Here is a 25644-nt window from a genome sequence, read left to right as displayed (position 1 = left end):
CCCTCCCGGGCGCGCGGCTCACTCTCCGACGGGTGTGAGCTCCAGCCGCAGGAAGCGCGGCCGGTACAGGGCGACGTCCTGGTGGATCGCCGCGGTGCCGGTCAGCACGTTGACGTCGTAGCTCATCAGCAGCGAGCTCCCGCCGCCCGCCCGCTTCCCGTCGGCCGGCGCGCCCGTGAAGCCGACCTTCCCCGACGTGAACTCCCCGTGCCCCTGCGGGTTGTACGGCACGGCGCCCGCCTGCCGGCCGCCCGCCGGCAGCGGCGGCCTGGCCACCCGGGACGGCCCGTGCCACGGTCCGGACGGGGAGCACGACCAGTACGAGGCCACGTCGGACATCCCCCGGCCGTCCGGGCCGCCCGCGTCCATGGTGAGCAGCAGCCAGCTGCCGCTGTTGCCGTCCCGCACGACCGAGTACGTACCGGTGGCGCCCCGTTGTGCCGTCTTGCCGACCAATATGGGGGCGGATCTGTCCGGGTCGCGCTGCCATCCGCCCGCCTGTTCACCGGCCCAGTAGCGCCACGCGTCCGGATCGCCGAGCCGCCCTTCCGGTACGCGGGCGACGTGCGCGCGTGACGCCTGCCCGCGGACGCTGCCCTCGTCGGCGCCGTACACGTATGTCCAGCCGCCCTCGGTGACGGCGGATGTCCCGTACAGCACGCGGCGCTCCAGCGTCTGTTCACCTGTCGCCCGGTGCACAGTTCTGACGCTTTCCACCCGGAGGCCGGGCAGCGACAGTGTGGCCACCTCGGTGGCACGCGGGACACCGAACGCCCAGGGTCCGCTGCCCGCTTCGCGCTGCCACAGCACAACCCGTACGACCTTCTCCCGGCTTCCCGGAGAGCGGGGTTCGACGACCGCCTGGACGGGCCACCGCCACACTTCGCGCCCGCCGGGGCCCGCCGTCCCGGGGAACAGGGCTGTCGGGCGGCCGCCGGACGAGCCGAGCAGAGTGCGCTCGATCCGCCCCTGAGGGGACATCACCAGCCCCGCGTTGCGCACCCAGACGGGGTTCCCGCTGCGTGAGCGGCCCGCGGCCACCTGGTCGAGGAACGTGTCGGCGGACATCCACAGCGTGCGCCCGTCGGGCAGCCGTACGGAGCGGGTGCCGTCCCCGCCGGTCCAGTCGTCGAGACGGCTGTTGTCGTTGCCGTACCGCTCGAACTCCGCGTTCATGGCGGTCTCGTGACGCCATCCCACGGCCCGCACGCCGGCGCACGAGGGTTCGCCCTCGTCCCCGGGCACACCGACGAGCACCGCGAGCACGACGAGCCCGGCGAACAGCACCAGGCCTGCGCTCGTGCGTCTCCGCGGCACACGCGACGACGGTCTCCGCCCCTCCATCACCGGCCAGACTAGGGCCTGTTCGCCCCGTACGGGCCCCGGCCGCACCCGGCGCGGCCCCGGTAGGCTGCCGGTCCATGGGGAAGCGGAACGGAGCGGGGAGGCCCCGGCACACCGGCTGGCATGCGCCGACGGACGTCGAACGGGCCCTGTACGAGGCCAGGGAGCGCGGCGACTGGCCCGCCTATCTCGACACCCTCGGCAGCACCTGGCTGTACTACGCCGTACCGCGCGGCCCGTACGACTCCCTCGGCCAGGTCGACCGGTACGCCTACAAGGACCGCAGGTCGGGCCGCTACTGCTGCGCGGTTTTCACCCACGGCATGCTGCCCGCGCCACAGTCCGACCCGGTGTATCTGCGCAGGAGACTCAGGGACCTGGCGGCCGACTGGGGCAACGATCTGTGGTGGCTCGCGGTCAATCCGGGGTCGCCGTGCGAGGCGTACTTCCCCGGCACGCTCGACAGCCGTGTGACCTGGCGGCAGCACGGCGAGCGGGCGTGGCGGAGCCAGCGGCACACACTGCGCACCCTCGCGACCGGTGCCCCGCTGCACGGCCCCGTCGCCCACGGGCTCGCCTGCGGGGCCCTTCTCAGCGTGAGCAACGGATCGCTGTGGAACGCGATGGCGTGGCACGGGACGGGCTACGGGAGCGAGGTCGGCCGCCTCAGGGACGCCTGGGGAATCCGCAGCCGGCCGGACTGGGTACACCGACAGTACGAACTGCTGGAGGCCGAACAGCACGACAGCACATGGGAGTTCGTGCTCCGTGTGCGCAGGGAGCTGGCCGACTCCGGTGACGGTTGTGACGCGGACGGCGAGAGCGGTGCCCTCAGTTCGGCAGCGGGCGCGCTGCGCTGGAGGGAGGCGACGGAGCGCGCCGTACGGGAGCGCGAGGGTGTGCAGACCTCCGGCTCCGCGGCGCCGGGCGGCAGCACCGACCGGGCCGGTTCCGCGGTCGACCGGAGGGTGCACGCGCTGCAACGGGTCATCAGCCGTATCGCACGCTACGAGTCCCGGTTCCGTGCCGACGGGCTGCTCCCAGAGGGGGGTTACGTGCGGTCGGTGCTCGCCTGGGACTACGGTCGCGCCGCCAAAATGGCCCGCTGGGGACTCGGCGCCCGCTACTGCGAGCTGCCCGAGGCCGAGCACGCCGTCGTGCGCGCGGGTGAGCTCAGCCGACGGGTGTACGGCACGTGGGAGGACTTCTCCGCCGGCTTCGTCCTCGGGCGCTGTCTGCACTTCGACAACGAGGAATTCGGCGACTGGTACACCGACATGCTGGACGCGCACCGCATCCTCACCACCGACCCCGGCAGCCCCTGGCGGAACCTCCCGTTCACGTGAGCCGCGCCGTCCGGGCGTACGGGCGGCAGCGCTAGAGTGCGTCGCCATGGGGATGTGGAACAGCAGTACCGCAGGTCACGGGCCGGTGGGGGGACACGCAGGCAGCAGCGGACCGGTCCTGGCGCCGGCTGCACCGCAGGGGCAGCCGTGGCAGGCACCGTCCGCAGTCGAACAGGCCCTGTACGACGCCAAGATGCGCGGCGACTGGGCCGGCTATCTCGACGTCCTCGGCAACACCTGGCTCTACTACACCATCGACCGCCATCCGTACGACGCTGTCGGACAGCGGACGGTGCACCCCTTTCTGCACGGCGGTTCCGGACCCGCGTGCTTCGCCCTCCAGACGGCCGGTATACTCCCGGCCCCCATGGCCGATCCGGTCCACGTGAGCGAGGACTTGGAGACGCTCTCCCGCACCTGGCCCGACGACGACTGGTGGATGGCCGTCAATCCGGGCACCCCGTGTGAGGCCTACTTCCCGGCGACCATGGCCCAGCGGGCGGTGTGGAAGCAGCACGGTGAACGGGCCTGGCGTCCCCAGGACATGACGCTGCGCACCCTCGCGACCGGCGGCCCGCTGTACGGCCCCGTCGCGCACGGGCTGGCGTGCGCAGGACTGCTCATGGTGCGCAACGGTCACTACTGGAACGCGCTCGCGTACCACGGTCACGGGTACGACTGTGAGCGGCGCACGCTGGAGCAATGGTGGGGCGTCACCGACCGGGCGAAGTGGCAGAAGTATCTGGAGGAGCTGCTGCGGGCCGACATGGTGGACCCGCGCTGGGAGTTCGTCCTCCGCGTGCGCAACGCCCTGTACCGTTCCGCCGCCGAGGGCGGCGGGCCCGCCCCGGACGCGGACCAGTGGCGCGCCGCCACGGAACGCGTCACCCGCGAACGGCTCGCGGAGGCGGCGGGCGAGCACCCGCACGGGGCCGCGGCGGACGCCGAGGTGACGGCGCTTCACCAGCTGATCGGCAGCATCACGCGCTACGAGTCGCGCTTCCGCGCCGACGGTCTGCTGCCGGAGAGCGGGCACGTACGGTCGGTGCTCGCCTGGGACTACGGGCGCGCCTCCGGCATGGCCCGCTGGGGTCTGGGCGCACGGTTCTGCGAGCTGCACGAGACCGAGCAGGGCGTCATCCGGGCGAGCCGCGTCAGCCAGACGGCATACGACTCGTGGGCGGAGTTCGCCGCGGGGCACATCCTCGGGCGCTGTCTGCACTTCGACGAAGAGGAATTCGGCGACTGGTACACCGACATGCTGGAGGCGCACCGGATCCTCATGACGGACCCGGGCAGCCCCTGGCTGAACATCCCATTCAAGTGACGGGGTCTCAGGAGGACGGCGGGGCTCTCGAATTCACACGGGTGCACGCGTGCTGCGCCCGCGATGCGGTGGGCTGCGTCCTTAGGGTGGACCGGCGACAGTACGGCTCCGCGGACGAGAGAGGTCCTGCCCCATGTCCTTCGCCATGTCAGCCGCCGCCGCGTCACTCGCCGCGGCAACGGCCCTGGGAGGCGCGGACGTGTCCGCGACGTTCCAGCAGGCTCTCTTCCAGCCCGCCGGCACACGGGGTGCCGGTGCCATGACGTACGACAAGGCGGCCGTACCGGAGTTCAGCCGGGTCGGCGTCCAGCAGCAGGCCGGCGGTGAACGCGGCGGCACGCGCATCAAGCTGAAGGTGGGCGGTCTGCAGGCGAATCGGGACTTCGGCGCACACGTGCACACGAAGCCGTGCGGCGCGAAGCCGGACGACTCCGGACCGCACTACCAGCACCTCGCCGACCCGGCGGCGGGCCCGGACAAGCCGTCCACCGACCCGGCGTACGCGAACCCGCGGAACGAGGCGTGGCTCGACTTCACCACGGACAAGCACGGCAACGGTTCCGCCGACTCGTCGGTCCGCTGGCGCTTCCGTGCGGGCGAGGCCCGTTCCGTCGTCCTGCACGCGCACAAGACGCACACGGGAGCGGGTCACGCGGGTGACGCGGGCGACCGGCTGGCGTGTGTGAACGTCCCGTTCCGGCACTGATCACCGTTCCGCACTGAGCCCCCTTCTCCAGGGGGCTCAGTCGTCAGAGGGCTCAGTCGTCTCCCTTGCCCGAGCCCGAATCCGCCCCCGGCCCCGAGCCCGCCTCCGCTTCCGATTCGGCGCGGGGGCGCGGGTTGACCGCGTCGGCCAGGTCGTCCAGTGCGTCGGTCAGCAGGTCGGCCGTGCGCAGGGCGACGGGAGGCGGATCCTCGGCGTGCGCCCACCAGGCGGACAGCGCCTCGTGTACCGGGACTGTGTCCACCGCGCCGCCGTCCCGGACGGCCTGCGCCGCTTCCTGCACGGCCGGCCCGAACACTGTCGTGAACTCGGCTGCGTCGCCGTTCGGTTCGGCGTCCCGTCCGGGCAGGTGCGGCTCCAGCAGCATGGTCACCCGGCCCATCGTCAGCATCGCCGACTGGGCCTCCGCCGCGGAGCGGCGCGACAGCCGGCCGCGGTGCCGCACCGGTTCGGCGTCCGCGCGCGTGACCAGCTGGTCCCACTCCTGGCGCGCGGCGCGGGTGTCGAGCAGCGCCTCGCGGACCTGCCGTGAGGTGCCCTCCGAGGGGCGGGCGAACCGGTCCAGGACCGCGCAGGAGTAACGGCCGTTCGCGGCCAGCCAGTCGGCCAGCCTGTCGCGCAGCTGTGCCGTCTCCCATGCGGGGAAGACGGCGTAGCTGAACATGGCGAGCAGGCCGCCGAGTGCGGTCAGCCCGATGCGTTCCACCGCGGTCTGCGACCAGACGGACCCCGCGATGTCGAGCAGGAACACGACGTACGCGCCCGTACAGGCGGAGGCGATGGCGTACCCGGTGCGCATGAGCAGGTACATGGAGCCGATGCTCAGTACGGCCAGTCCCGCGCTGAGCCAGGCGCCGGGGGCGAGCAGGGCTGTCAGCAGGGCGCCGACCGCGACGCCCACGAGCGTTCCGGAGAACCGGGCGACTCCGCGCTCGAAGGTGCGGGAGAAGTCCGGCCGCAGCACCATCACGGCGGTCAGTGCGATCCAGTAGCCGTGTTCCGGGGGGAGCGCCTTGCCGATGATCCAGCCGAGGCTGGTCACGGCCGACGTGCGGACGGCGTGCCGGAACACCGGTGAGGAGAGGTGGAATTCACGCCGGTAGGCCCGCATCGCGACGGGTACCAGGCCGGCCAGTGTGGGCCGGTAGAGGTGCCGCGGCCGGCGTGCGGGCTGCGACCCGCCGGACGGTGCGCCGTCGCCGCCCTGCCCCCCGTTCCGCTGTCCGTCCGGCTGACTGTTCTGCCGGCCGTCCTGTTGCCCGTTTCCCTGCGCGCCCTGCTGTCCGTCCCGCTCCTTCCGCAGTGCGCCGGTGTGCGCCTGTACGGCTTCGGGGCTCACGTCGATGCCCGAGGTCTCGGACAGCGTGTGCCAAGTGGTGCGCTGCAGCACCGGGATGGGGCGGGTGACCTCCACCGGTTCCTCGGCCGCGTCCACCGCGTCGTCCGTCAGCGCGATGAGCCGCATGGCGGCCTTGCGTGCCGGACCGCGCAGCACCGGGCCCGAATCGGGCACTTGGAGCACGCTCAGTGCCTCTTCCGGGATCCGTACCCGTTCGCTGTGCCGGATGGCGTGCGCCGTGGCGTCCAGGACGGTGGCCGCGGCGGCGAGCAGCGCCCGTACCCGGTCGCGCTCCGGTCCTTCCGTCGGCGCACCGCCGACGACCGGGTCGGCGAGCGAGGCGAGTACGGGGCGGAAGCGTTCCGCCATGGCCCGGTATCCGCGCAACTGGCGGGGGCGGCGGCGCGCCTGACGGGGTGTGACCGCGGCCGCCTGGCGGGCCTCGATGAGCGGCTCGGGGTCGAAGGGTGCCGTGGGGTCGTAGCGCAGCCTGCGGGCGTAGTCCGCGACACCGGCCAGCGCGTCGGCGAGCGCGTCGCGCGCGTCGCCCCAGCGGCGGATGGGGAACAGCACGATCAGCGTCGCCTGGACGACACCGCCGCAGGCGATCAGGGCCGCGTGCACCAGGGCGCCCAGCACGCTGGTGGGCAGGGTGACGGTCACCAGCATGACCGCGATGGTCAGCGCCGCGACCACACCCGAGGTCGGCCCGATGCTCCACGCCATGCCGGCCGCGAACGCCCAGACAGCGAGCAGTACCACGAAAGCGGGTGGCCAGGCGGCCAGCAGGTAGCCGAAGAACGTGGACACGGCGAGCCCGCCGGCGGCGGCCAGCGCGAGCACGGGGCGGGGCCGCCAGCTGCGCTGGAAGGTGGCCACACCGGACGCGAACGCGCCGAACGCGGAGGCCACCGCGAGCTGCGGCGAACCCAGTCCGAGCGTCAGCCCGATGACGATGGCCACCCCGCACGCGCCCCGCAGTGCGAGCAGCGGGGTCAGCGAGGCGCGCTCGACCGACAGTCCGGACCGCGCGGTCTCCTTGAGAGCCCGGAGCCAGGGCAACGGCGTCATGCCCACGAGACTAATGGGGCGCACGGTACGTCAGCTCCCTGCGTCGCCGGTTGTGCCGGAGACGGTACGGAGGAGCCCCTGCCTGTTCCGTGCAGGCAGGGGCTCCGGTCCGGGTGTTCTGCGACGTCCGGGTACGTCCTACGAAGACGTGGGGAAGCCGAGGTTGATGCCGCCGCTGTCGGCGGGATCCGGCCAGCGGGTCGTGATGACCTTGCCGCGTGTGTAGAACTGGATGCCGTCGTTGCCGTAGATGTGCAGATCGCCGAAGAGCGAGTCCTTCCAGCCACCGAAGGAGTGGTAGCCGACCGGCACCGGGATCGGCACGTTGACGCCGACCATGCCGGCCTCGACCTCCATCTGGAACCTGCGTGCCGCACCGCCGTCGCGGGTGAAGATGGCGGTGCCGTTGCCCCACTTGCTGCTGTTGATCAGCTTGATGGCCTCGTCGTAGGTGTCCGCGCGCACGACGCACAGCACCGGACCGAAGATCTCGTCCTTGTAGGCGTCCATCTCCGGGGACACCTTGTCGAGGAGGGAGACGCCGAGGAAGAAGCCGTCCTCGTGGCCGTCCACCGAGAAGCCGGTGCCGTCCACCACGACATCGGCGCCCTGTTCGCGGGCGCCGCCCACGTAACCGGCGACCTTGTCGCGGTGTTCGCGGGTGATGAGCGGGCCCATCTCGGAGGCCGGGTCGTCGCCGGGGCCGATGCGCAGCGTGTGCGCGCGTTCGGCGATCTTCTCCACCAGCGCGTCGCCGGTGTCGCCGACGGCGACCACGACGGACACGGCCATGCAGCGCTCACCGGCGGACCCGTAGGCGGCGTTGATGGCGTTGTCCGCGGCGAAGTCCAGATCCGCGTCGGGCAGTACGAGCATGTGGTTCTTCGCGCCGCCGAGTGCCTGTACGCGCTTGCCCTCGGCGACGGCGCGGGACTGGATGTGCCGGGCGATGGGCGTGGAGCCGACGAAGGAGACGGCCTCGATGTCGGGGTGGTCCAGGATGCGGTCGACGGCCACCTTGTCGCCGTTGACGACGTTCAGCACGCCGTCCGGCAGGCCGGCCTCGGAGGCCAGTTCGACCAGCCGGTACGCGGCCGACGGGTCCTTCTCGCTGGGCTTGAGGACGAAGGTGTTGCCGCAGGCGACGGCCAGCGGGAACATCCACATCGGCACCATGCAGGGGAAGTTGAACGGTGTGATGCCGGCGACCACGCCCACGGGCTGCCGGATGGAGGACACGTCGACGCGGGTGGAGACCTGTGTGGACAGTTCGCCCTTGAGCTTCTCGGGGATGCCGCAGGCCAGTTCGAGGATCTCCATGCCGCGCGCGACCTCGCCCAGCGCGTCCGAGTGCACCTTGCCGTGCTCGGCGGTGATCAGGGAGGCGATCTCGTCGCGGTGCGCGTCCAGCAGCTCGCGGTACTTGAACAGTACGGCGGTGCGCTTGGCCAGCGAGGACTGCGACCAGGTCGCGTACGCGTCCTTGGCGGAGGCGACAGCCGTGTCCACCTCGTCGGTGGAGGCGAGCGAGACCCGGGTGGGCTGCGCGCCGGTGGCCGGGTTGTAGACGGGGCCGAACGCGCCGGATGCGGACTCGACGGGCTTGCCGCCGATCCAGTGGCCGAGAGTCTTCATGAGGGGGCCTTTCGCTTTCCTTAAGGACGTGCGGAGGAATCACATCAGCCGGCGGGGCCCGTGCGGACAGCAGGCCCGCCGGCCTGTGTGCGGCTAGAGGTGGCGCCGCCGGGTGGCGGCGTGCCGTTCGTAGTTCTCGCGTGCCTTGCGCGCGGCGGGGCGCTCGGAGGTCTCCGCGACGACCACGTCCCACCACGCCTCCGGCGCGGGCGCCGTGGGGCTGGTGTCCGTCTCGACGTACACACACGTCGGACGGTCCGACGCGCGGGCCGCCGCCAGTCCGTCGCGCAGCTGCGCGACGGTCTCGGCGCGGATGACGTCCATCCCCAACGAGGCCGCGTTCGCCGCCAGATCGACCGGCAGCGGGTCACCGCTGTACGTGCCGTCCTGTGCGTCGCGGTAGCGGTACGCGGTGCCGAAGCGCTCCGCGCCGGTCTCCTCGGACAGTCCGCCGATGGAGGCGTAGCCGTGGTTCTGGAGGAGCACGAGATTGATGTTGATGCCTTCCTGAACCGCCGTCACCAGTTCGGTGGGCAGCATCAGATAGGTGCCGTCGCCGACCAGCGCCCAGACCGGGCGGTCGGGTGCGGCGAGCCGTACGCCGATGGCGGCGGGGATCTCGTAGCCCATGCAGGAGTAGCCGTACTCCAGGTGGTACTGGCGGGGCGACCGGGCGCGCCACAGTTTGTGCAGATCGCCGGGGAGGGAGCCGGCGGCGTTGATGACCACGTCGTCGTCGCCGACTGTCGCGTCCAGCGCGCCCAGCACCTGCGTCTGTGTGGGCCGTACGGAGTCGTCCTCCGCGGCGTACACGGAGTCGACGACGCTCTCCCAACGGGCCTTGCCCGTCGCGTACTCGTCCGCGTAGGCGGCGTCCACACGGTGACCGTCCAGCGCGCCGGTGAGTGCGTCGAGTGTGGCCCGCGCGTCACCGACGACAGTCGTGCCGCTCAGCTTGTGCGCGTCGAACGGTGCGATGTTGAGGTTCAGGAAGCGTACGGACGGGTCGGCGAACAGGGTCGCGGAGGCCGTCGTGAAGTCCGTGTAGCGCGTGCCGACACCGATCACCAGGTCGGCCTTGCGGGCCAGTTGGTCCGCGACGGCTGTGCCCGTGTGGCCGATGCCGCCCACGTCGCAGGGGTGGTCGTGGCGCAGGGAGCCCTTGCCCGCCTGAGTGGAGGCGACGGGGATGCCGGTCGCCTCGGCGAAGCCGCGCAGCGCGTCCTCCGCCTCGCTGTGGTGCACGCCGCCGCCGGCGACGACGAGCGGCCTGCGTGCGGCCCGTACGGCGGTGACGGCCTCTGCGAGCTCCTCCGCCTCCGGCGCGGGACGCCGTACGCGCCACACGCGTTCGGCGAAGAACTCCTCCGGCCAGTCGTACGCCTCCGCCTGTACGTCCTGCGGCATGGCGAGCGTCACGGCGCCCGTGTCGACGGGGTCGGACAGGACGCGCATCGCCTGCAGGGCTGCCGGCATCAGGGCCTCGGGGCGCATGACCCGGTCGAAGTAGCGCGAGACCGGGCGCAGCGCGTCGTTGACCGACAGGTCGCCCGCGTACGGCACTTCGAGCTGCTGGAGCACCGGGTCGGCGACGCGGGTGGCGAAGATGTCGCCGGGCAGCAGCAGGACGGGCAGCCGGTTGACCGTGGCGAGCGCCGCGCCTGTCACCAGGTTGGTGGCGCCGGGTCCGATGGACGTGGTCACGGCCTGCGCCGACAGCCGGTTTTTCTGCCGTGCGTAACCGACGGCCGCGTGCACCATGGCCTGTTCGTTGCGGCCCTGCAGATAGCGCAGCGGTGCGTCGGGGCCCTGCCCGTTCTCCAGGAGGGCCTGGCCGAGTCCCGCGACGTTGCCGTGGCCGAAGATGCCCCAGCAGGCGTCGACGAGCCGGTGCCGCTGTCCGTCGCGCTCGGTGTACTGCGCGCCGAGGAAGCGGACGAGCGCCTGAGCGACCGTCAGCCGTCGTGTCGTGCTCACTGTCCCGGGTTCCCTTCCGCCGGTGCGCTGTAGAGCGGGAGCCTCGCGTCCACGGGCTGCTGTGCCCAGCTGTCGCGGATCCAGGCGTGCTCGGGGTGATCGCAGATGAGCCAGGCGCGGTCCTCGCCGGGCCCTGCCATCACGTTCAGGTAGTACATGTGGTTGCCGGGCTGGGCCATGGACGGGCCGTGCCAGCCGTCCGGGATGAGCACCGCGTCGCCGGTGCGCACCTCGGCCAGTACGTCCGTGCCGCGCGCGCCCTGCTCGGAGGGGGACACGCGCTGGTAGCCGAGGCCGGGGGTGCCGTCGTGCGGGGCGATCTCGAAGTAGTAGATCTCCTCCAGTTCGGCCTCCTCCCCCGGCCGGCACTCGTCGTGCTTGTGCGGCGGGTACGACGACCAGTTGCCGCCCGGCGTCAGCACCTCGACAGCGATCAGTTTGTCCGCTTCGAAGACGCCGGCAGCGCCGAAGTTGTTGACCTGGCGGGAGCAGTTGCCGCTGCCGCGCAGTTCCACGGGTACGTCCTCGGCCGCCCCGTACCGTGCGGGGAGCCGCCGTTCGCAGCGCGCACCCGTCAGGGCGAACCGGCCGCCCGCCGCACTGTCCACCCGCACCTGTGCGTCCCGCGGCACGTACGCGAAGTCGGTGACCCCGCTGAACACGCTCTCCCTGCCGTTCAGTTCGAAGACCGTGTCCTCGCACCGCACCGTGCAGCCGCCGGTCAGCGGGAGCACGATCCACTCGCTGTCGCCGGTGGCGAAACTGTGCGACCCCCCGGGCTCCAGCTCCAGCACACGCAGCGAGGAGTAGCCCCATCCGGCGCGCTTCGGGTCGATGTCCAGCGCGTACGGGCCGGACGCCGCGCTGCCCGCCGGTACGTAGAACTCACTGTCCGTCATGTGTCCCTCATCCTTCTCAAGCAGCCCTCTCGCAGCGGCTGTTCACAGCGAGCGGCTTCCACAGCAGCAGAGCACAGCGGCTCTCACAGCAGCCCGACGGCCGCGTCCACGGCCTCGGTGACGTTCCCGTCCGCGGGGTAGAGCAGTGACCGGCCCACCACCAGACCGCGCACGGTGGGCAGCCGGAGCGCCTTGCGCCACTTCTCGTACGTGCCGTCCTGGTCGCCGCCGACCTCTCCGCCCAGCAGCACTGTCGGCAGGGTGGACGTCTCGCACACCCACGCCATGTCGTCGGGGTCCGCCGTGACCGGCAGCTTCAGCCATGTGTACGCCGAGGTGCCGGCGAGTCCGGAGGCGATGGCGATGGAGTGGGCGACCGCTTCGGCGCTCAGGTCGTTCTTCACCTTGCCGTCCACTCTGCGCGAGATGAACGGTTCGACGAAGACCGGCAGCCGGCGTTCCGCCATGTCGTCGATGGCGCGCGCGGTGGAGAACAGGGTGCTGAGCGAGCCCTGGTCCTCGTAGTCGATCCGCAGCAGCAGCTTCCCCGCGTCGAACCGCAGCCGATCGATGTCCTGCGCGCGGTGACCGGTGAAACGGTCGTCGAGTTCGAAGGACGACCCCGCGAGACCGCCGCGGTTCATGGAGCCGAGCACGACCTTGTTCTCCAGGGCGCCCAGCAGCAGCAGGTCCTCCAGGATGTCGGCGGTGGCGAGCACGCCGTCCACGCCGGGCCGGGACAGGGCGAGGACGAGGCGCTCCAGCAGGTCGACGCGGGAGGCCATCGCCATCTTCTCGCCGCCGACCGCGAGGGCGCCGCGCGCCGGATGGTCCGCGGCGACGATCATCAGCCGGCCGCTGTCACCGACCAGCGGGCGGCGGGCACGCCGGGCGGCGGCCTCCGCGATCGCCTCGGGGTGCCGTGTGCGCACTTCCACGAGGTCGGGAATGCTGATGCTGCTCAAGGGGGCTCACTTTCGTGGCAGTTGAGGGTGGTGGGCGCCGGCCGGCACCGCGGAGGCGTCAGCCGCGCAGCAGCTCGTCGACCTCGTCCGCCGTCGGCATCGCGGAGGAGCAGGCGAGCCGGGAGGCGACCAGGGCGCCCGCCGCGTTCGCGTACCGCATCAGCGGCTCCAACTCCCAGCCGGCGAGCAGGCCGTGGCACAGGGCGCCGCCGAACGCGTCGCCGGCGCCGAGCCCGTTGACCACCTCGACGGGGTGCGGGGGCACTTCGGCGGCCGAGCCGTCCCGGTGCATCGCCAGCACTCCCTTGGGGCCCTGCTTCACGACGGCCAGTTCGACGCCGGCCTCCAGGAGCCCTTCGGCGCAGCCGCGCGGATCGCGGGTCCCCGTCGCCACCTCGCACTCGTCGAGGTTGCCCACGGCGACACTGGCGTGCGCGAGGGCCTGCCGGTAGACGGGGCGTGCGGTCTCCGGGTCCTCCCAGAACATCGGCCGCCAGTCGAGGTCGAAGACGGTCAGCGGCTGCTGCGAGCGGGCCTCCAGCGCGGTGAGTGTGGCCGCACGGCTGGGCTCCTCGCACAGTCCGGTGCCGGTCATCCAGAAGACGCGCGCCGCGCGCACGGCGTCCAGGTCCAGCTCACCGGGGTGGATCTCCAGATCGGGTGCCTTGGGCCGGCGGTAGAAGTACAGCGGGAAGTCGTCGGGCGGGAAGATCTCGCAGAACGTGACGGGCGTCGGGTACTGCGCGACCGGCGTCACGAAGCGGTCGTCAACACCGAAGCCCTTCAGAGCCTGATGGATGTACTCCCCGAACGGGTCGGCCCCCGTACGGCTGATGACGGCGCTGCCGCGGCCCAGCCGGGAGGCGGCGACGGCCACGTTGGTCGCCGAGCCGCCGAGGAACTTCCCGAAGGTCTCCACCTGCGGCAGCGGGACGCCGGTCTGCAAGGGGTAGATGTCGACCCCGATGCGTCCCATCGTGAGTACGTCGAACGCGTCGCTGCTGGTCTCGGCTGCCATGGGTGGGATGCCCTTTCGTCTGCGGGAAGCTGGGCGCCCCCTCATCGTTATGGCAGCGCACGACCACTGTCAATACTTTGTCCTTACATACTGACGTCCAGCTTCTCGCGCATTACGTACGGATGAAATGTTGTCCTTACAAAGCCTTGACAGCGGACCTGTGCCGGGAGTTGGCTCACCCCCGACGGCCAACTCCCCACCCGCACACCGAGGAGCCCTCCGCCATGCCTTCAGCTCTCGACCGACTCCGCGTCGGCTCGGCCCCCGACTCCTGGGGCGTCTGGTTCCCCGACGACCCGCAGCAGGTGCCGTGGCGCCGCTTCCTCGACGAGGTGTCCGAGTCCGGCTACGAGTGGATCGAACTCGGACCCTACGGCTATCTGCCCACGGACCCGGACCGGCTCACCGAGGAGACCGCGTCCCGCGGGCTGAAGGTGTCGGCGGGCACCGTGTTCACCTCCCTGCACCACGGGCCGGACGTCTGGGACGCCACCTGGGAGCACGTCTCCCAGGTCGCCGATCTGACGAAGGCCATGGGCGCCGAGCACCTCGTCGTCATCCCGTCCTTCTGGCGCGACGACAAGACGTCCGAGGAGCTGGAGCCCCGGGAGCTGACCCGCGAGCAGTGGGGGCACCTCACGGGCGGCATGGAGCGGCTGGCACGGCAGGTGCGCGACACACACGGTCTCGGCCTCGTCATCCACCCGCACGCCGACACACACATCGACACCGAGGAACACGTCGCCCGTTTCCTCGACGCCACGGACTCCGATCTGGTCAACCTGTGCCTCGACACCGGGCATTACGCCTACTGCGGCGGCGACAGCGTGAAGCTGATCGAGACGTACGGAGAGCGCATCGGCTATCTGCACCTCAAGCAGGTCGACCCGGAGATCCTGGAGGAGGTCGTACGGGACGAGATCCCCTTCGGCCCCGCGGTCAAGAAGGGCGTCATGTGCGAACCGCCGCTGGGCGTCCCCGCGATGGAGCCGGTGCTCCAGGCCGCACAGGGTCTCGGCATCGACCTGTTCGCCATCGTCGAGCAGGACATGTACCCCTGCACGCCGGACGCGCCGCTCCCCATCGCCGAGCGCACCCGCCGCTTCCTGCGCACCTGCGGCGCGTGACCGGCCAGCGCACACGCACCCCCTTCCGCACCAACTCTCAGAGTCGAGGGACCCCATGACGAACCGTTCGGACCTGGGCATCGCCGTCATCGGCACCGGCATGATGGGCGCCGATCACGTACGCCGCATCAACGACGTCATCAGCGGCGCCCGCGTCGCCGCCGTCGTCGACATCGACGAGGGCCGCGCCAAGGAACTCGCCGACCGCTACGAGGGCGCGACCGCCTACACCGACCACGCCGCCGCGATGGACGACCCGGCCGTCGACGCCGTGCTCATCGCCTCCCCCGGACCCGCGCACGAGGCGCAGCTCCTCGACGCGCTGCGGCGCGACCTTCCGGTGCTGTGCGAGAAGCCGCTGACCCCGGACCCGGACAGCGCGCTGCGCGTACTGGAGGCCGAGCAGAAGCTGGGCAGGCGGCGCATCCAGGTCGGCTTCATGCGGCGCTACGACAAGGAGTACATGCAGCTGAAGGAGCTGCTGGGCGGCGACTCGCTCGGCCGTCCGCTGCTGCTGCACTGCCGGCACCGCAACGCCCGTGTGCACGACTACTTCACCAACGAGATGCTCATCAACGACTCCGTCGTGCACGAGATGGACAGCTCGCGCTGGCTGCTCGGCCAGGAGATCACCGCGGTCACCGTGGTGCGCCCCAAGCCGTCCTCCAACGCGCCGGAGGCGCTGAGCGACCCGCAGCTCGTGCTCTTCGAGACCGACGGCGGCTCCGTCGTCAACGTCGAGATCTTCGCGACCTGCGGCTTCGGCTACCAGGTGCAGGTCGAGGCCGTGTGCGAGAACGGCTCGGCGCGGATCGGCGAGGGCCACTCCCTGATGACCAACACGGCGGGCCGCTGGGGCGGCGACATCACCCCCGACTTCGTCGCCCGCTTCGAGGAGGCGTACGACCGCGAGGTCCAGCAGTGGGTCAGCTCCGCACGCCGCGGCGAGGCGGAGGGCCCCAGCGCCTGGGACGGGTACGCCGCGGCCGCCGTGTGCGCGTCCGGCGTACGGGCGCAGACGTCCGGCGAGCGCACGCCCGTCGAGATGATCGCGCGCCCCACGTTTTACGCATGAGCACGGCCTGCGCGTGAGCACGGCTTACGCGTGAGCAGGGCCCGCGCATGAGCACGGCCTGCGCCTGAGCGCCCCCCTCGCACCGCACACACGCCCCCGAGATCCAGAGGTACAACTCCCGTGAAGATCGCCCTCGACCCGCACATGTTCCGCAAGGTGCCGCTCCTCGAACTCCCCGCTCTCGTCGCGGAGCTGGGCTTCGAGTGGATCGAGTTGTCGCCCCGGGACGACTTCAACCCGTTCTTCAAGCACCCGCGTGTGGACGACGCGACGGTGCGCGAGTTCCGCAAGGCCCTGGACAGCGCGGGCGTCGGCATCTCGTCCGTGCTGCCGCTGTTCCGCTGGTCCGGCCCCGACGAGGAGGAGCGCCAGGCCGCCGTCCGGTACTGGAAGCGTGCCATCCGGGTCGCCTCCGACCTGGGCGTGGACAGCATGATCTCGGAGTTCAACGGCCGCCCCGAGGACCCGAGTCACAGTGAGGCACAGTTCTGGAAGTCGATGGACGAACTGCTGCCGCTCTTCGAGCAGGAGGGCATCCAGCTCGCCCTGGAGCCGCACCCCGACGACTTCATCGAGGAGGGGTACGAGGCCATCGACATGATCAAGGGCATCAACCACCCCAACGTGAAGTACCTCTACTGCGCGCCGCACACCTTCCACCACGGCAACGACGCGCCGGGGATGATCAGTTACGCGGGCGACCTGCTGACCAACGTCCATCTGGCCGACACGTTCGACCACACGGCGTCGTCCGGACTGCGCTACATCGTCAACCCGCCCGGCTCCACGGCCCGCATCCACCAGCACCTGGACATCGGCCAGGGCGAGGTCGACTTCGACGAGCTCTTCGAGGCGCTGCGCGCCAACGGCTTCGACGGCACGCTCACTTCGTGCGTGTTCGCCTGGGAGGACCGGGCCAGGGAGTCGACCGAGTTCATGCGCAAGCGCATCCACGAGTACGTCGCGGACTGGCGGTAGACGCGTGGCGACCGGCATACGGGAGACGGCCGGGGAACGGGAGCCGGCCGGGACGCGGGAAGGGAAACAGAACCGCGCGCTGACCGGAATCGCCGTCATCTCCACCCTCGGCGGGCTGCTGTTCGGCTACGACACGGGGGTCATCTCCGGCGCCCTGCTGTACATGAAGGGCGACTTGGGGCTGACCCCGTTCACCGAGGGACTGGTCGTCGGGTCGCTGCTGTTCGGTGCCGCGTTCGGCGCGGTGGCGGGCGGCCGGACCGCGGACGCGCTGGGGCGGCGGCGCGCACTGTTCTTCGCCGCGGTGCTGTTCGTGCTCGGCGCGATCGGCACCTCCATCGCCCCCGACGTACTGCTGATGGTGCTCTCCCGGCTGGTGCTGGGGCTCGCGGTGGGCTCGGCGTCCGCCGTGGTGCCGCTGTACATCGGCGAGTTGGCGCCCGCGCACCGGCGCGGCCGGCTGGTCACCCAGAACGAACTGATGATCGTCACAGGGCAGTTGCTGGCGTTCTCCATGAACGCCCTGCTGGCCCACGTGTGGCAGGGCGCGCACATCTGGCGCTGGATGCTGGCGATCGCCGCGGTGCCCGCCGTCCTGCTGTGGCTCGGCCTGCTCCTGCTGCCCGAGACGCCCCGCTGGTACGCGAAGCAGGGCCGGTACGAGGAGGCCGGGCGGGTACTGCGCGGCACCCGCGCCGATCCGGCGGCCGCGGACGCCGAACTGGCCGCCATCCGCGAGTCGGTGGAGGCCGACGCGGCACTGGCGAAGGCCGGCTGGGCGGACCTGCGCACGCCGTGGATCCGCCGGGTGGTGATGATCGGTCTCGGCGTCGCCGTGTGCCAGCAGATCACCGGCATCAACACGGTCATGTACTACGCGCCGACGATCCTCGGGTCGACCGGGATGGGCACGTCCGCCTCACTGGTGGCGACGATCTCGATCGGGGCCATGTCGGTCCTGATGACCTTCGTCGGCATCTGGCTGCTCGGCCGCGCGGGCCGGCGTCCCATGCTGATCACCGGTCAGACGGGCACCACTGTTTCGCTCGCCGTGCTCGGACTGTGCTTCACGCTGCCCGAGTCGACGGTGCGCAGTTACGTGGTGCTCGCGGTGATGGTCCTGTTCGTCGCGTTCCAGCAGAGCCTGATCTCCACGGTGACCTGGCTGATGCTCGCGGAGATCTTCCCGCTGCGGCTGCGCGGCTTCGGGATGGGCCTGTGCATCTTCCTGCTGTGGATGGTCAACTGGGCTGTTTCCTCCGGCTTCCCCGTCCTGGTCGACAGCGTCGGCTCTGCGGCGACCTTCTTCGTCTTCGTGGCCTGCGGCATCGGAGCGCTGGTCTTCAGCACCCGCTGCCTGCCGGAGACGAAGGGGAAGACGCTGGAGGAGATCGAGACCGCGATGAGGGCCGGCAAGACTGCGGGCCCTTCTCCGGCCGTCGTACACAGCCCTGTTGACGGACCGTCAGGAAAGCGCGGCTCAGTGAACCGGTGAGCGCCCCGGTCGTACGCCGGCGTGTTCCCGTCCGGGAACGGGCGTCGGCGTACGGTCACGAGCGTCACCATTACACGGGTTCCGCGTCACAGACACGTCTCAGGCCCTCGCCGATGTCACCCTCCGTCGTTCACACGGCACAGGCTGATTGATCAACAGCCACCCCTGTGGGAGGTGCCGAGAGATGGCCGACCGACGGCTCTGGTCGTACAAGGAAATCGCCGCGCACATCCGCGTCCAGCCGGACACGGTGCGCTCGTACCGGAAACACGGTCTGCTGCCGCAGCCCGACCTGGTGGAGGCCGGGAAGCCGTACTGGTTCGCGGACACCATCCGTGAATGGGTCGCCCGCCGGCCGGGCCACCGCGGCGGACGCTGATCACTGACCACCGGGAAGACACCGTAACCGCAGCAAACTGACCGCACCGAGAACACAGCCCTGACCGACCGGCCCCGGCCGCCTCCTCCCCCCCGTGACGAGGCCGCCGGGGCTTCGACGTGTGCGAGGGCGCGTGCGGGGAACCCGGACACCGCGTCGGAATACCTAGGGGGGGTATAGTGTTCACTGCACTGAGAGACAGCAGAGCAGCATGAGCGCGAGGAGACTCTCCATGAGCAACGTCACCACTGTGTACAAGGTTGCCGGAATGACCTGCGGGCATTGCGAGGGCGCGGTCTCCGAGGAGATCGCGGAACTCACCGGCGTGGAGTCGGTCAAGGCCGTCGCCGCCACGGGAGAGGTCACCGTCGGCTCCGCGCAGGAGCTGGACGACGAGAAGGTCCGCGCCGCCGTGGACGAGGCGGGATACGAGCTCGTCGGCCGGTCATGAGCGCACCCACGGACACCTCGCAGGCCGTCGCCGCTCCCGCCGGGGAGCGGGCCGCGGAGCCCGCCACGGACGTCGAGCTGACGATCGGCGGGATGACGTGTGCCTCGTGCGCGGCCCGCGTCGAGAAGAAACTCAACCGGATGGACGGGGTGACGGCCAGCGTCAACTACGCCACGGAAAAGGCGAAAGTGGCCTACGGGGGCGGGGTGTCCGTGGACGACCTGATCGCCACGGTGGAGCGCACCGGGTACTCCGCCGAGCTCCCGCAGCCGCCGGCCCCGAAGCCCTCGGGTGACGCACAGTCCGGCGCCGCGCCGGAGGACGCGGGCGACGACGGGCTCGCCGCCGTACGGCAGCGGTTCCTCGTGTCCCTCGTGCTGTCCGTCCCCGTCGTCCTGCTGGCGATGGTGCCTGCCCTGCAGTTCGACAACTGGCAGTGGCTCTCCCTGACTCTGGCCTCCCCCGTCATCGTCTGGGCCGGACTGCCCTTCCACCGGGCGGCCTGGACCAACCTGCGGCACGGTGCGGCGACCATGGACACCCTGGTGTCGGTCGGCACGCTCGCCGCGTTCGGGTGGTCGCTGTGGGCGCTGTTCTTCGGGCACGCCGGCATGCCGGGCATGCGGCACGGGTTCGACTTCACCGCCGCACAGGGCGACGCGTCCTCCGTCATCTATCTGGAAGTCGCCGCGGGCGTCACGACGTTCATCCTGCTCGGCCGCTTCCTTGAGGCACGCTCCAAGCGGAAGGCGGGCGCGGCCCTGCGCGCGCTGATGGCGCTGGGCGCCAAGGATGTCGCCGTCCTGCGGAACGGCACGGAGACGCGCATCCCGGTCGGACAGCTCGCGGTCGGCGACCGGTTCGTCGTACGGCCCGGCGAGACGGTGGCGACCGACGGCACGGTCGTCGACGGCAGTTCAGCCGTCGACACATCCATGCTGACGGGCGAATCGGTACCGGCGGACACGTCAGCCGGTGACACGGTGACCGGTGCGACGGTGAACGTCTCCGGCCGGCTGGTCGTCGAGGCGACCCGTGTCGGCTCCGACACCCAACTGGCGCGCATGGCACGGCTGGTCGAGGACGCGCAGAGCGGCAAGGCCGAAGTGCAGCGGCTCGCGGACCGCGTGTCCGCCGTCTTCGTACCGGTCGTCCTGCTGATCGCCCTCGGCACACTCGTCGGCTGGCTGCTGGCGGGCGGCGAGATCACGGCGGCGTTCACCGCGGCCGTCGCCGTACTGATCATCGCCTGCCCGTGCGCGCTGGGGCTGGCGACGCCGACGGCACTCATGGTCGGTACGGGGCGCGGCGCGCAGCTCGGCATCCTCATCAAGGGCCCCGAGGTGCTGGAGTCCACCCGCCGCGTCGACACGGTCGTACTGGACAAGACCGGCACCGTCACCACCGGCCGGATGACGCTCCAGGACGTCTTCACCGCGGACAGCGCGGACGGCACCGGCGGCACCGACGAGGAGACTCTGCTGCGTCTCGCGGGCGCCCTGGAGGACGCTTCCGAGCATCCGGTCGCACGGGCCGTCGCCGAGGGGGCACGCGCCCGCACAGGCGCGGCGCTGCCCGCCGTGGAGGACTTCCGCAGCCTTCCGGGCACCGGCGTACGGGGCACGGTCGAGGGACACACCGTCGAGGCGGGCCGCATCACGGAGCACGGCGAACTCCCGCCCGGGCTCGCGGAGTCGAAGGCCGCTGCGGAGGCGGAGGGCCGTACGGCCGTCATCGTCTCCTGGGACGGCGCGGTCCGCGGCGTCCTCACGGTCGCCGACACGGTGAAGGACACCAGCGCGGAAGCCGTACGGCAGCTGCGCGGCCTGGGTCTCACACCGGTCCTGCTGACCGGGGACAACCGGGCGGTGGCCGCTTCGGTGGCCCGCGCCGTCGACATCGCGGACGAGGACGTCGTCGCGGAGGTGCTCCCGGAGGACAAGGCCGCGCAGGTACGGAGGCTCCAGCAGGAGGGTCGTACGGTCGCGATGGTCGGCGACGGCGTGAACGACGCGGCGGCGCTGGCCCAGGCGGACCTGGGGCTCGCCATGGGGACGGGCACGGACGCGGCGATCGAGGCCGGCGACCTGACGCTGGTGCGGGGGGACCTGCGGGTGGCCGCCGACGCGATCCGGCTGTCGCGCCGGACGCTGAGCACCATCAAGTCCAATCTGGGCTGGGCGTTCGGCTACAACGTGGCGGCGCTGCCGCTGGCCGCCGCGGGCTTCCTCAACCCGATGATCGCGGGCGCCGCGATGGCGTTCTCCTCGGTCTTCGTGGTCACCAACAGCCTCCGCCTGCGCCGCTTCCGCTGACGCCCGCGAGGCGGTCCCGCGCCCGGAACAGCACCCCGAAAGACAACGAAAGCGCCCCGTCGGCCGAGGTCCCCCCACGGGCCTGGCGACGGGGCGCTTCCGGTTCCCGGTCATGGATTCCCCCCACGGGATCCTGGCCGGGCGCTTGCTGGCTGCACGTACGGGCGGGAGGGCCGCTCAAAGCTCCCCGTGCTGCACGCTTCACCCCTGCTCCACCGGGCCCGTCCCCAAAGACGCGCTCGGTGGCGTGGCGAAGGCTCCGCCGGGAGGCCGACGCCACCCGGTTAGACCCTCGACACCCCGCAATGGTTACCCCCCAAACGCTGTGATCTATGTCTCCCGGCAGATCTGCACATACGGATGGGCCCGGTCCTCTCGGACCGGGCCCATCCGGTGCGCTGCGCGGAAACCGCGGTGGAGCGTCAGTGGTGCGAGCGGGGCCGCCGGTACGTCAGCGGGACTCGACCGGCACGTAGTCGCGCAGGACCTCGCCCGTGTACACCTGCCGCGGACGGCCGATGCGGGAGCCCGGCTCCTTGATCATCTCGTGCCACTGGGCGATCCAGCCCGGCAGCCGGCCGAGCGCGAACAGCACGGTGAACATGCTGCTCGGGAAGCCCATGGCGCGGTAGATCAGGCCGGTGTAGAAGTCGACGTTGGGGTAGAGCTTCCGCTCGGTGAAGTAGTCGTCGCTCAGGGCGTGTTCCTCGAGCCGCAGGGCGATGTCGAGGAGCTCGTCGCTCTTGCCGAGAGCGGAGAGAACGTCGTGCGCCGCCGACTTGATGATCTTCGCCCGGGGGTCGAAGTTCTTGTAGACACGGTGCCCGAAGCCCATCAGCTTCACGCCGTCTTCCTTGTTCTTCACCTTGCGGATGAAGGAATCGACGTCGCCGCCGTCGGCCTGGATGCGCTGCAGCATCTCCAGGACGCTCTGGTTGGCGCCACCGTGCAGCGGGCCCCACAGGGCGTTGATGCCCGCCGAGATGGACGCGAACAGGTTGGCCTGCGAAGAGCCCACCAGCCGGACAGTGGAGGTCGAACAGTTCTGCTCGTGGTCGGCATGCAGGATGAGCAGCTTGTCGAGGGCACTGACCACGACCGGGTCCAGCTCGTACTCGGCGGCCGGCACGGAGAAGGTCATCCGCAGGAAGTTCTCGACGTAGCCGAGGTCGTTGCGCGGGTAGACCACCGGGTGACCCATGGCCTTCTTGTAGGCGTAGGCCGCGATGGTCGGCAGCTTGGCCAGCAGCCGGATGGTCGAGAGGTTGCGCTGTTCCTCGTCGAACGGGTTGTGGCTGTCCTGGTAGAAGGTCGACAGTGCACTGACGACCGACGACAGCATGGCCATCGGGTGGGCGTCACGCGGGAAACCGTCGTAGAACCGTTTGACGTCCTCGTGCAGCAGCGTGTGCTGCGTGATGTCGTTCTTGAAATTGGCGAGCTCGTCGACGGTGGGCAGCTCGCCGTTGATCAGCAGGTAGGCGGTCTCGATGAACGAGCCGCGCTCGGCCAGCTGCTCGATGGGATAACCGCGGTACCGCAGAATCCCCTGCTCGCCATCGAGGTAGGTGATGGCGGACTTGTACGCGGCGGTGTTGCCGTAGCCCGAATCCAGGGTCACCAGACCGGTCTCGGCTCGCAGCTTTCCGATGTCGAATCCGCGGTCACCGATGGTGCTGTCGACGACCGGGTAGCTGTACTCGCCGTCCCCGTACCGCAGTACTACAGAGTTGTCGCTCACGTCATCCCTCACCGACGTAGTGCCTCTTCTTCGAGGTGCCCTGACTCACTCCACTGTCCCCCATGAAGTGCTGTGCGGTGCACTGGGGGTCGTCCAATGGGCTCCTATGTGGCACGCAGTGCCTTTCAGGAACATCCTGCACCCTCCATGCTCCGGCGGTCACCCCCCGGAGCCTTCCCTCGCAACGGATGTACCCCCGGAGGGCACGAGCCCACCACGGAGCCGGTGTGCGAGTGCCGTGCACCGTCTTCCGGCCGAAACAGTGCGGACCGCCTGCCCGAGGGCCCGTCGTGAACCGACCAGCACCACAAGGCGTTTCGCCCTGGTCACAGCCGTATAGAGCAAATTGCGCTGGAGCATCATCCAAGCGCCCGTCGTGACAGGAATCACCACTGCCGGATACTCGCTGCCCTGCGATCTGTGGATCGTGACGGCATAGGCGTGGGCCAGCTCGTCGAGCTCGTCGAAGTCGTAAGCGACTTCCTCGTCCTCGTCGGTGCGGACCGTCAGCCGCTGTTCGGCGGCATCGAGTGCAGTGACGACGCCGACTGTGCCGTTGAAAACGCCGTTCGCGCCCTTCTCGTAGTTGTTCCTGATCTGGGTGACCTTGTCCCCGACGCGGAACACCCGGCCGCCGAACCGCTTCTCCGGCAGATCGGGGCGGGCCGGGGTGACGGCCTGCTGGAGCAGCCCGTTGAGGTGCCCGGCGCCGGCCGGGCCGCGGTGCATGGGCGCGAGCACCTGGACGTCACGGCGCGGGTCGAGACCGAACCGCGCGGGGATCCGGCGGGCCACCACGTCGACGGTGAGCTTCCCCGCCTCCTCCGTGTCGTCCTCGACGAAGTGGAAGAAGTCGTCCAGGCCCTGAGTGACGGGCTGGGAACCGGAGTTGATGCGGTGCGCGTTGGTCACCACGCCGGACTGCTGCGCCTGCCGGAAGATCCGCCGGAGCCGTACGGACGGCACGGGGCCGCCCTCCGCCAGGAGGTCGCGCAGCACCTCGCCCGCGCCCACCGACGGCAGCTGGTCCACGTCGCCGACGAGCAGCAGATGGGCGCCCGGCGGCACCGCTTTGATCAGCTTGTTCGCCAGAAGCAGATCCAGCATGGACGCCTCGTCGACCACCACCAGATCGGCGTCGAGGGGCCGTTCGCGGTCGTACGCGGCGTCCCCGCCGGGCTTCAGCTCCAACAGCCGGTGCACAGTGGACGCTTCGGCGCCCGTCAGTTCCGCGAGCCGTTTGGCGGCCCGTCCGGTGGGCGCCGCCAACAGCACCTCCGCCTTCTTGGCGCGGGCCAGTTCGACGACCGAACGGACCGTGAACGACTTGCCGCAGCCGGGTCCGCCGGTGAGCACGGCCACCTTTTCGCTCAGCGCGAGCCGGACGGCCTCGCGCTGCTCGGGGGCGAGCTCGGCTCCCGTACGGGACGCGAGCCAGCCGAGCGCGACGTCCCAGTCGACGTCCCGGAAGGCGGGCAGCCGGTCCTCGTCGGCGCGCAGCAGCCGCAACAGCTGCGCGGACAGGGCGACTTCCGCCCGGTGGAACGGCACCAGATAGACCGCGACGACGGGTTCGCCGTCCTCCCCCGGGACGGTCTCCCGGACGACGCCCTCGTCCTCGGCGGCGAGTTCGGCGAGGCACTCGATGACGAGTCCCGTGTCGGCCTGGAGCAGTTTCACCCCCTCGGCGATGAGCCGCTCCTCGGGCAGATAGCAGTGTCCCTGGTCGGTGGACTGCGACAGGGCGTACTGCAGGCCGGCCTTGACGCGCTCCGGACTGTCGTGCGGTATGCCGACGGACTGGGCGATGAGGTCCGCGGTGAGGAACCCGATGCCCCACACGTCTGCGGCGAGTCTGTACGGCTGGTTCTTCACGACGGAGATGGACGCGTCGCCGTACTTCTTGTAGATGCGGACGGCGATGGACGTGGTGACGCCGACGCCCTGCAGGAAGACCATCACTTCCTTGATGGCCTTCTGTTCCTCCCATGCGGCGGCGATCCTCTTGGTGCGCCGCGGGCCCAGGCCCGGGACCTGGATCAGCTGCTGCGCGTCCTCCTCGATGACGTCGAGCGTCGCCGTGCCGAAATGGTCGACGATCTTCTCCGCCGTCCGCGGGCCGATGCCCTTGATGAGGCCCGAGCCGAGATAGCGGCGGATGCCCTGCACGGTGGCGGGGAGGACCGTCGTGTAGTTCTCCACCGTGAACTGTTTGCCGTACTGCGGGTGCGAGCCCCAGCGGCCCTCCATCCGCAGGGACTCGCCCACCTGCGCGCCGAGGAGTGAGCCGACGACGGTGAGCAGGTCGCTCCCGCGCCCGGTGTCGACCCGGGCGACGGTGTACCCGTTCTCCTCATTCGCGTAGGTGATGCGCTCGAGGACCCCCTCAAGCACCGCGGGTTGGAAGGTCATCTCACCGACCGTAGCGGCAGCTACCG

At 70.7% G+C, this 25644-nt stretch carries 19 protein-coding genes; 10 read left to right on the top strand and 9 right to left on the bottom strand.

Going from position 1 to position 25644, the window contains the following annotated elements:
- Nucleotides 1-18: 18 nt before the first annotated feature.
- Nucleotides 19-1317, bottom strand: a complete 1299-nt coding sequence (locus AC3AGO_RS22335) for a DUF5005 domain-containing protein (protein ID WP_487821999.1) — start codon at nt 1315-1317, stop codon at nt 19-21.
- A gap of 104 nt (nt 1318-1421) precedes the next feature.
- Between AC3AGO_RS22335 and AC3AGO_RS22330 the strand changes: the two genes are divergently transcribed.
- From AC3AGO_RS22330 to AC3AGO_RS22320, 3 genes are all read left to right on the top strand, one after another.
- Nucleotides 1422-2690 carry a DUF1266 domain-containing protein gene (locus tag AC3AGO_RS22330; RefSeq protein ID WP_487821998.1) on the top strand — a complete coding sequence of 423 codons (1269 nt, stop codon included), beginning with the start codon at nt 1422-1424 and terminating at the stop codon, nt 2688-2690.
- 85 nt (nt 2691-2775) lie between these two features.
- Complete coding sequence (locus AC3AGO_RS22325) at nt 2776-4017, top strand: DUF1266 domain-containing protein (RefSeq protein ID WP_487821997.1); 1242 nt, start codon at nt 2776-2778, stop codon at nt 4015-4017.
- A gap of 133 nt (nt 4018-4150) precedes the next feature.
- A complete protein-coding gene (locus tag AC3AGO_RS22320; protein ID WP_487821996.1) occupies nt 4151-4723 on the top strand; it encodes a superoxide dismutase family protein in 573 nt (190 codons plus the stop codon).
- Nucleotides 4724-4775: 52 nt separating this feature from the next.
- Here AC3AGO_RS22320 and AC3AGO_RS22315 read toward each other — a convergent pair whose 3' ends face one another.
- The 6 genes from AC3AGO_RS22315 to iolC form a co-directional block, all read right to left on the bottom strand.
- A complete protein-coding gene (locus AC3AGO_RS22315; protein ID WP_487821995.1) occupies nt 4776-7151 on the bottom strand; it encodes an FUSC family protein in 2376 nt (791 codons plus the stop codon).
- A 138-nt stretch (nt 7152-7289) separates the two neighbouring features.
- A complete protein-coding gene (locus AC3AGO_RS22310) occupies nt 7290-8786 on the bottom strand; it encodes a CoA-acylating methylmalonate-semialdehyde dehydrogenase (RefSeq protein ID WP_487821994.1) in 1497 nt (498 codons plus the stop codon).
- Between the two features lie 93 nt (nt 8787-8879).
- Complete coding sequence (iolD, locus tag AC3AGO_RS22305; RefSeq protein WP_487821993.1) at nt 8880-10763, bottom strand: 3D-(3,5/4)-trihydroxycyclohexane-1,2-dione acylhydrolase (decyclizing); 1884 nt, start codon at nt 10761-10763, stop codon at nt 8880-8882.
- Nucleotides 10760-11662, bottom strand: coding sequence for a 5-deoxy-glucuronate isomerase (iolB, locus tag AC3AGO_RS22300; protein ID WP_487821992.1), 903 nt, complete (start codon nt 11660-11662; stop codon nt 10760-10762). The genes iolD and iolB overlap by 4 nt, the downstream gene beginning before the upstream one ends.
- An 83-nt stretch (nt 11663-11745) precedes the next feature.
- On the bottom strand, nt 11746-12627 hold the full coding sequence (locus AC3AGO_RS22295; RefSeq protein ID WP_487821991.1) for a Cgl0159 family (beta/alpha)8-fold protein: 882 nt from the start codon (nt 12625-12627) through the stop codon (nt 11746-11748).
- A gap of 58 nt (nt 12628-12685) precedes the next feature.
- Complete coding sequence (gene iolC / locus AC3AGO_RS22290) at nt 12686-13645, bottom strand: 5-dehydro-2-deoxygluconokinase (RefSeq protein WP_487821990.1); 960 nt, start codon at nt 13643-13645, stop codon at nt 12686-12688.
- Nucleotides 13646-13869: 224 nt separating this feature from the next.
- Between iolC and AC3AGO_RS22285 the strand changes: the two genes are divergently transcribed.
- From AC3AGO_RS22285 to AC3AGO_RS22255, 7 genes are all read left to right on the top strand, one after another.
- Entirely contained in the window at nt 13870-14772 is a 903-nt protein-coding gene (locus AC3AGO_RS22285) for a sugar phosphate isomerase/epimerase family protein (protein ID WP_487821989.1), read from the top strand.
- A 55-nt stretch (nt 14773-14827) separates the two neighbouring features.
- Complete coding sequence (locus tag AC3AGO_RS22280; RefSeq protein WP_487821988.1) at nt 14828-15847, top strand: Gfo/Idh/MocA family protein; 1020 nt, start codon at nt 14828-14830, stop codon at nt 15845-15847.
- 120 nt (nt 15848-15967) lie between these two features.
- Nucleotides 15968-16825, top strand: coding sequence for a sugar phosphate isomerase/epimerase family protein (locus tag AC3AGO_RS22275; RefSeq protein WP_487821987.1), 858 nt, complete (start codon nt 15968-15970; stop codon nt 16823-16825).
- 4 nt (nt 16826-16829) lie between these two features.
- Nucleotides 16830-18320 carry a sugar porter family MFS transporter gene (locus tag AC3AGO_RS22270; RefSeq protein ID WP_487821986.1) on the top strand — a complete coding sequence of 497 codons (1491 nt, stop codon included), beginning with the start codon at nt 16830-16832 and terminating at the stop codon, nt 18318-18320.
- Between the two features lie 184 nt (nt 18321-18504).
- A complete protein-coding gene (locus tag AC3AGO_RS22265; RefSeq protein WP_487821985.1) occupies nt 18505-18699 on the top strand; it encodes a helix-turn-helix transcriptional regulator in 195 nt (64 codons plus the stop codon).
- A 232-nt stretch (nt 18700-18931) separates the two neighbouring features.
- Nucleotides 18932-19150, top strand: a complete 219-nt coding sequence (locus AC3AGO_RS22260) for a heavy-metal-associated domain-containing protein (protein WP_487821984.1) — start codon at nt 18932-18934, stop codon at nt 19148-19150.
- On the top strand, nt 19147-21465 hold the full coding sequence (locus tag AC3AGO_RS22255) for a heavy metal translocating P-type ATPase (RefSeq protein ID WP_487821983.1): 2319 nt from the start codon (nt 19147-19149) through the stop codon (nt 21463-21465). The genes AC3AGO_RS22260 and AC3AGO_RS22255 overlap by 4 nt, the downstream gene beginning before the upstream one ends.
- Before the next feature lie 451 nt (nt 21466-21916).
- Here the strand turns inward: AC3AGO_RS22255 and AC3AGO_RS22250 are convergent, their stop codons facing one another.
- Together AC3AGO_RS22250 and recD2 are read right to left on the bottom strand one after the other, a co-directional pair.
- The gene (locus AC3AGO_RS22250) at nt 21917-23206 is read right to left on the bottom strand and encodes a citrate synthase (protein ID WP_487821982.1); all 1290 of its coding nucleotides are present in this window, start codon (nt 23204-23206) and stop codon (nt 21917-21919) included.
- A gap of 159 nt (nt 23207-23365) precedes the next feature.
- The gene (gene recD2, locus AC3AGO_RS22245) at nt 23366-25618 is read right to left on the bottom strand and encodes an SF1B family DNA helicase RecD2 (RefSeq protein WP_487821981.1); all 2253 of its coding nucleotides are present in this window, start codon (nt 25616-25618) and stop codon (nt 23366-23368) included.
- Nucleotides 25619-25644 lie beyond the last annotated feature (26 nt).

The organism is Streptomyces sp. BL1 (assembly GCF_057628045.1).
The sequence above is the reverse complement of the archived record's forward strand: the minus strand, read 5'-3'. Positions and strand labels throughout refer to the sequence as shown.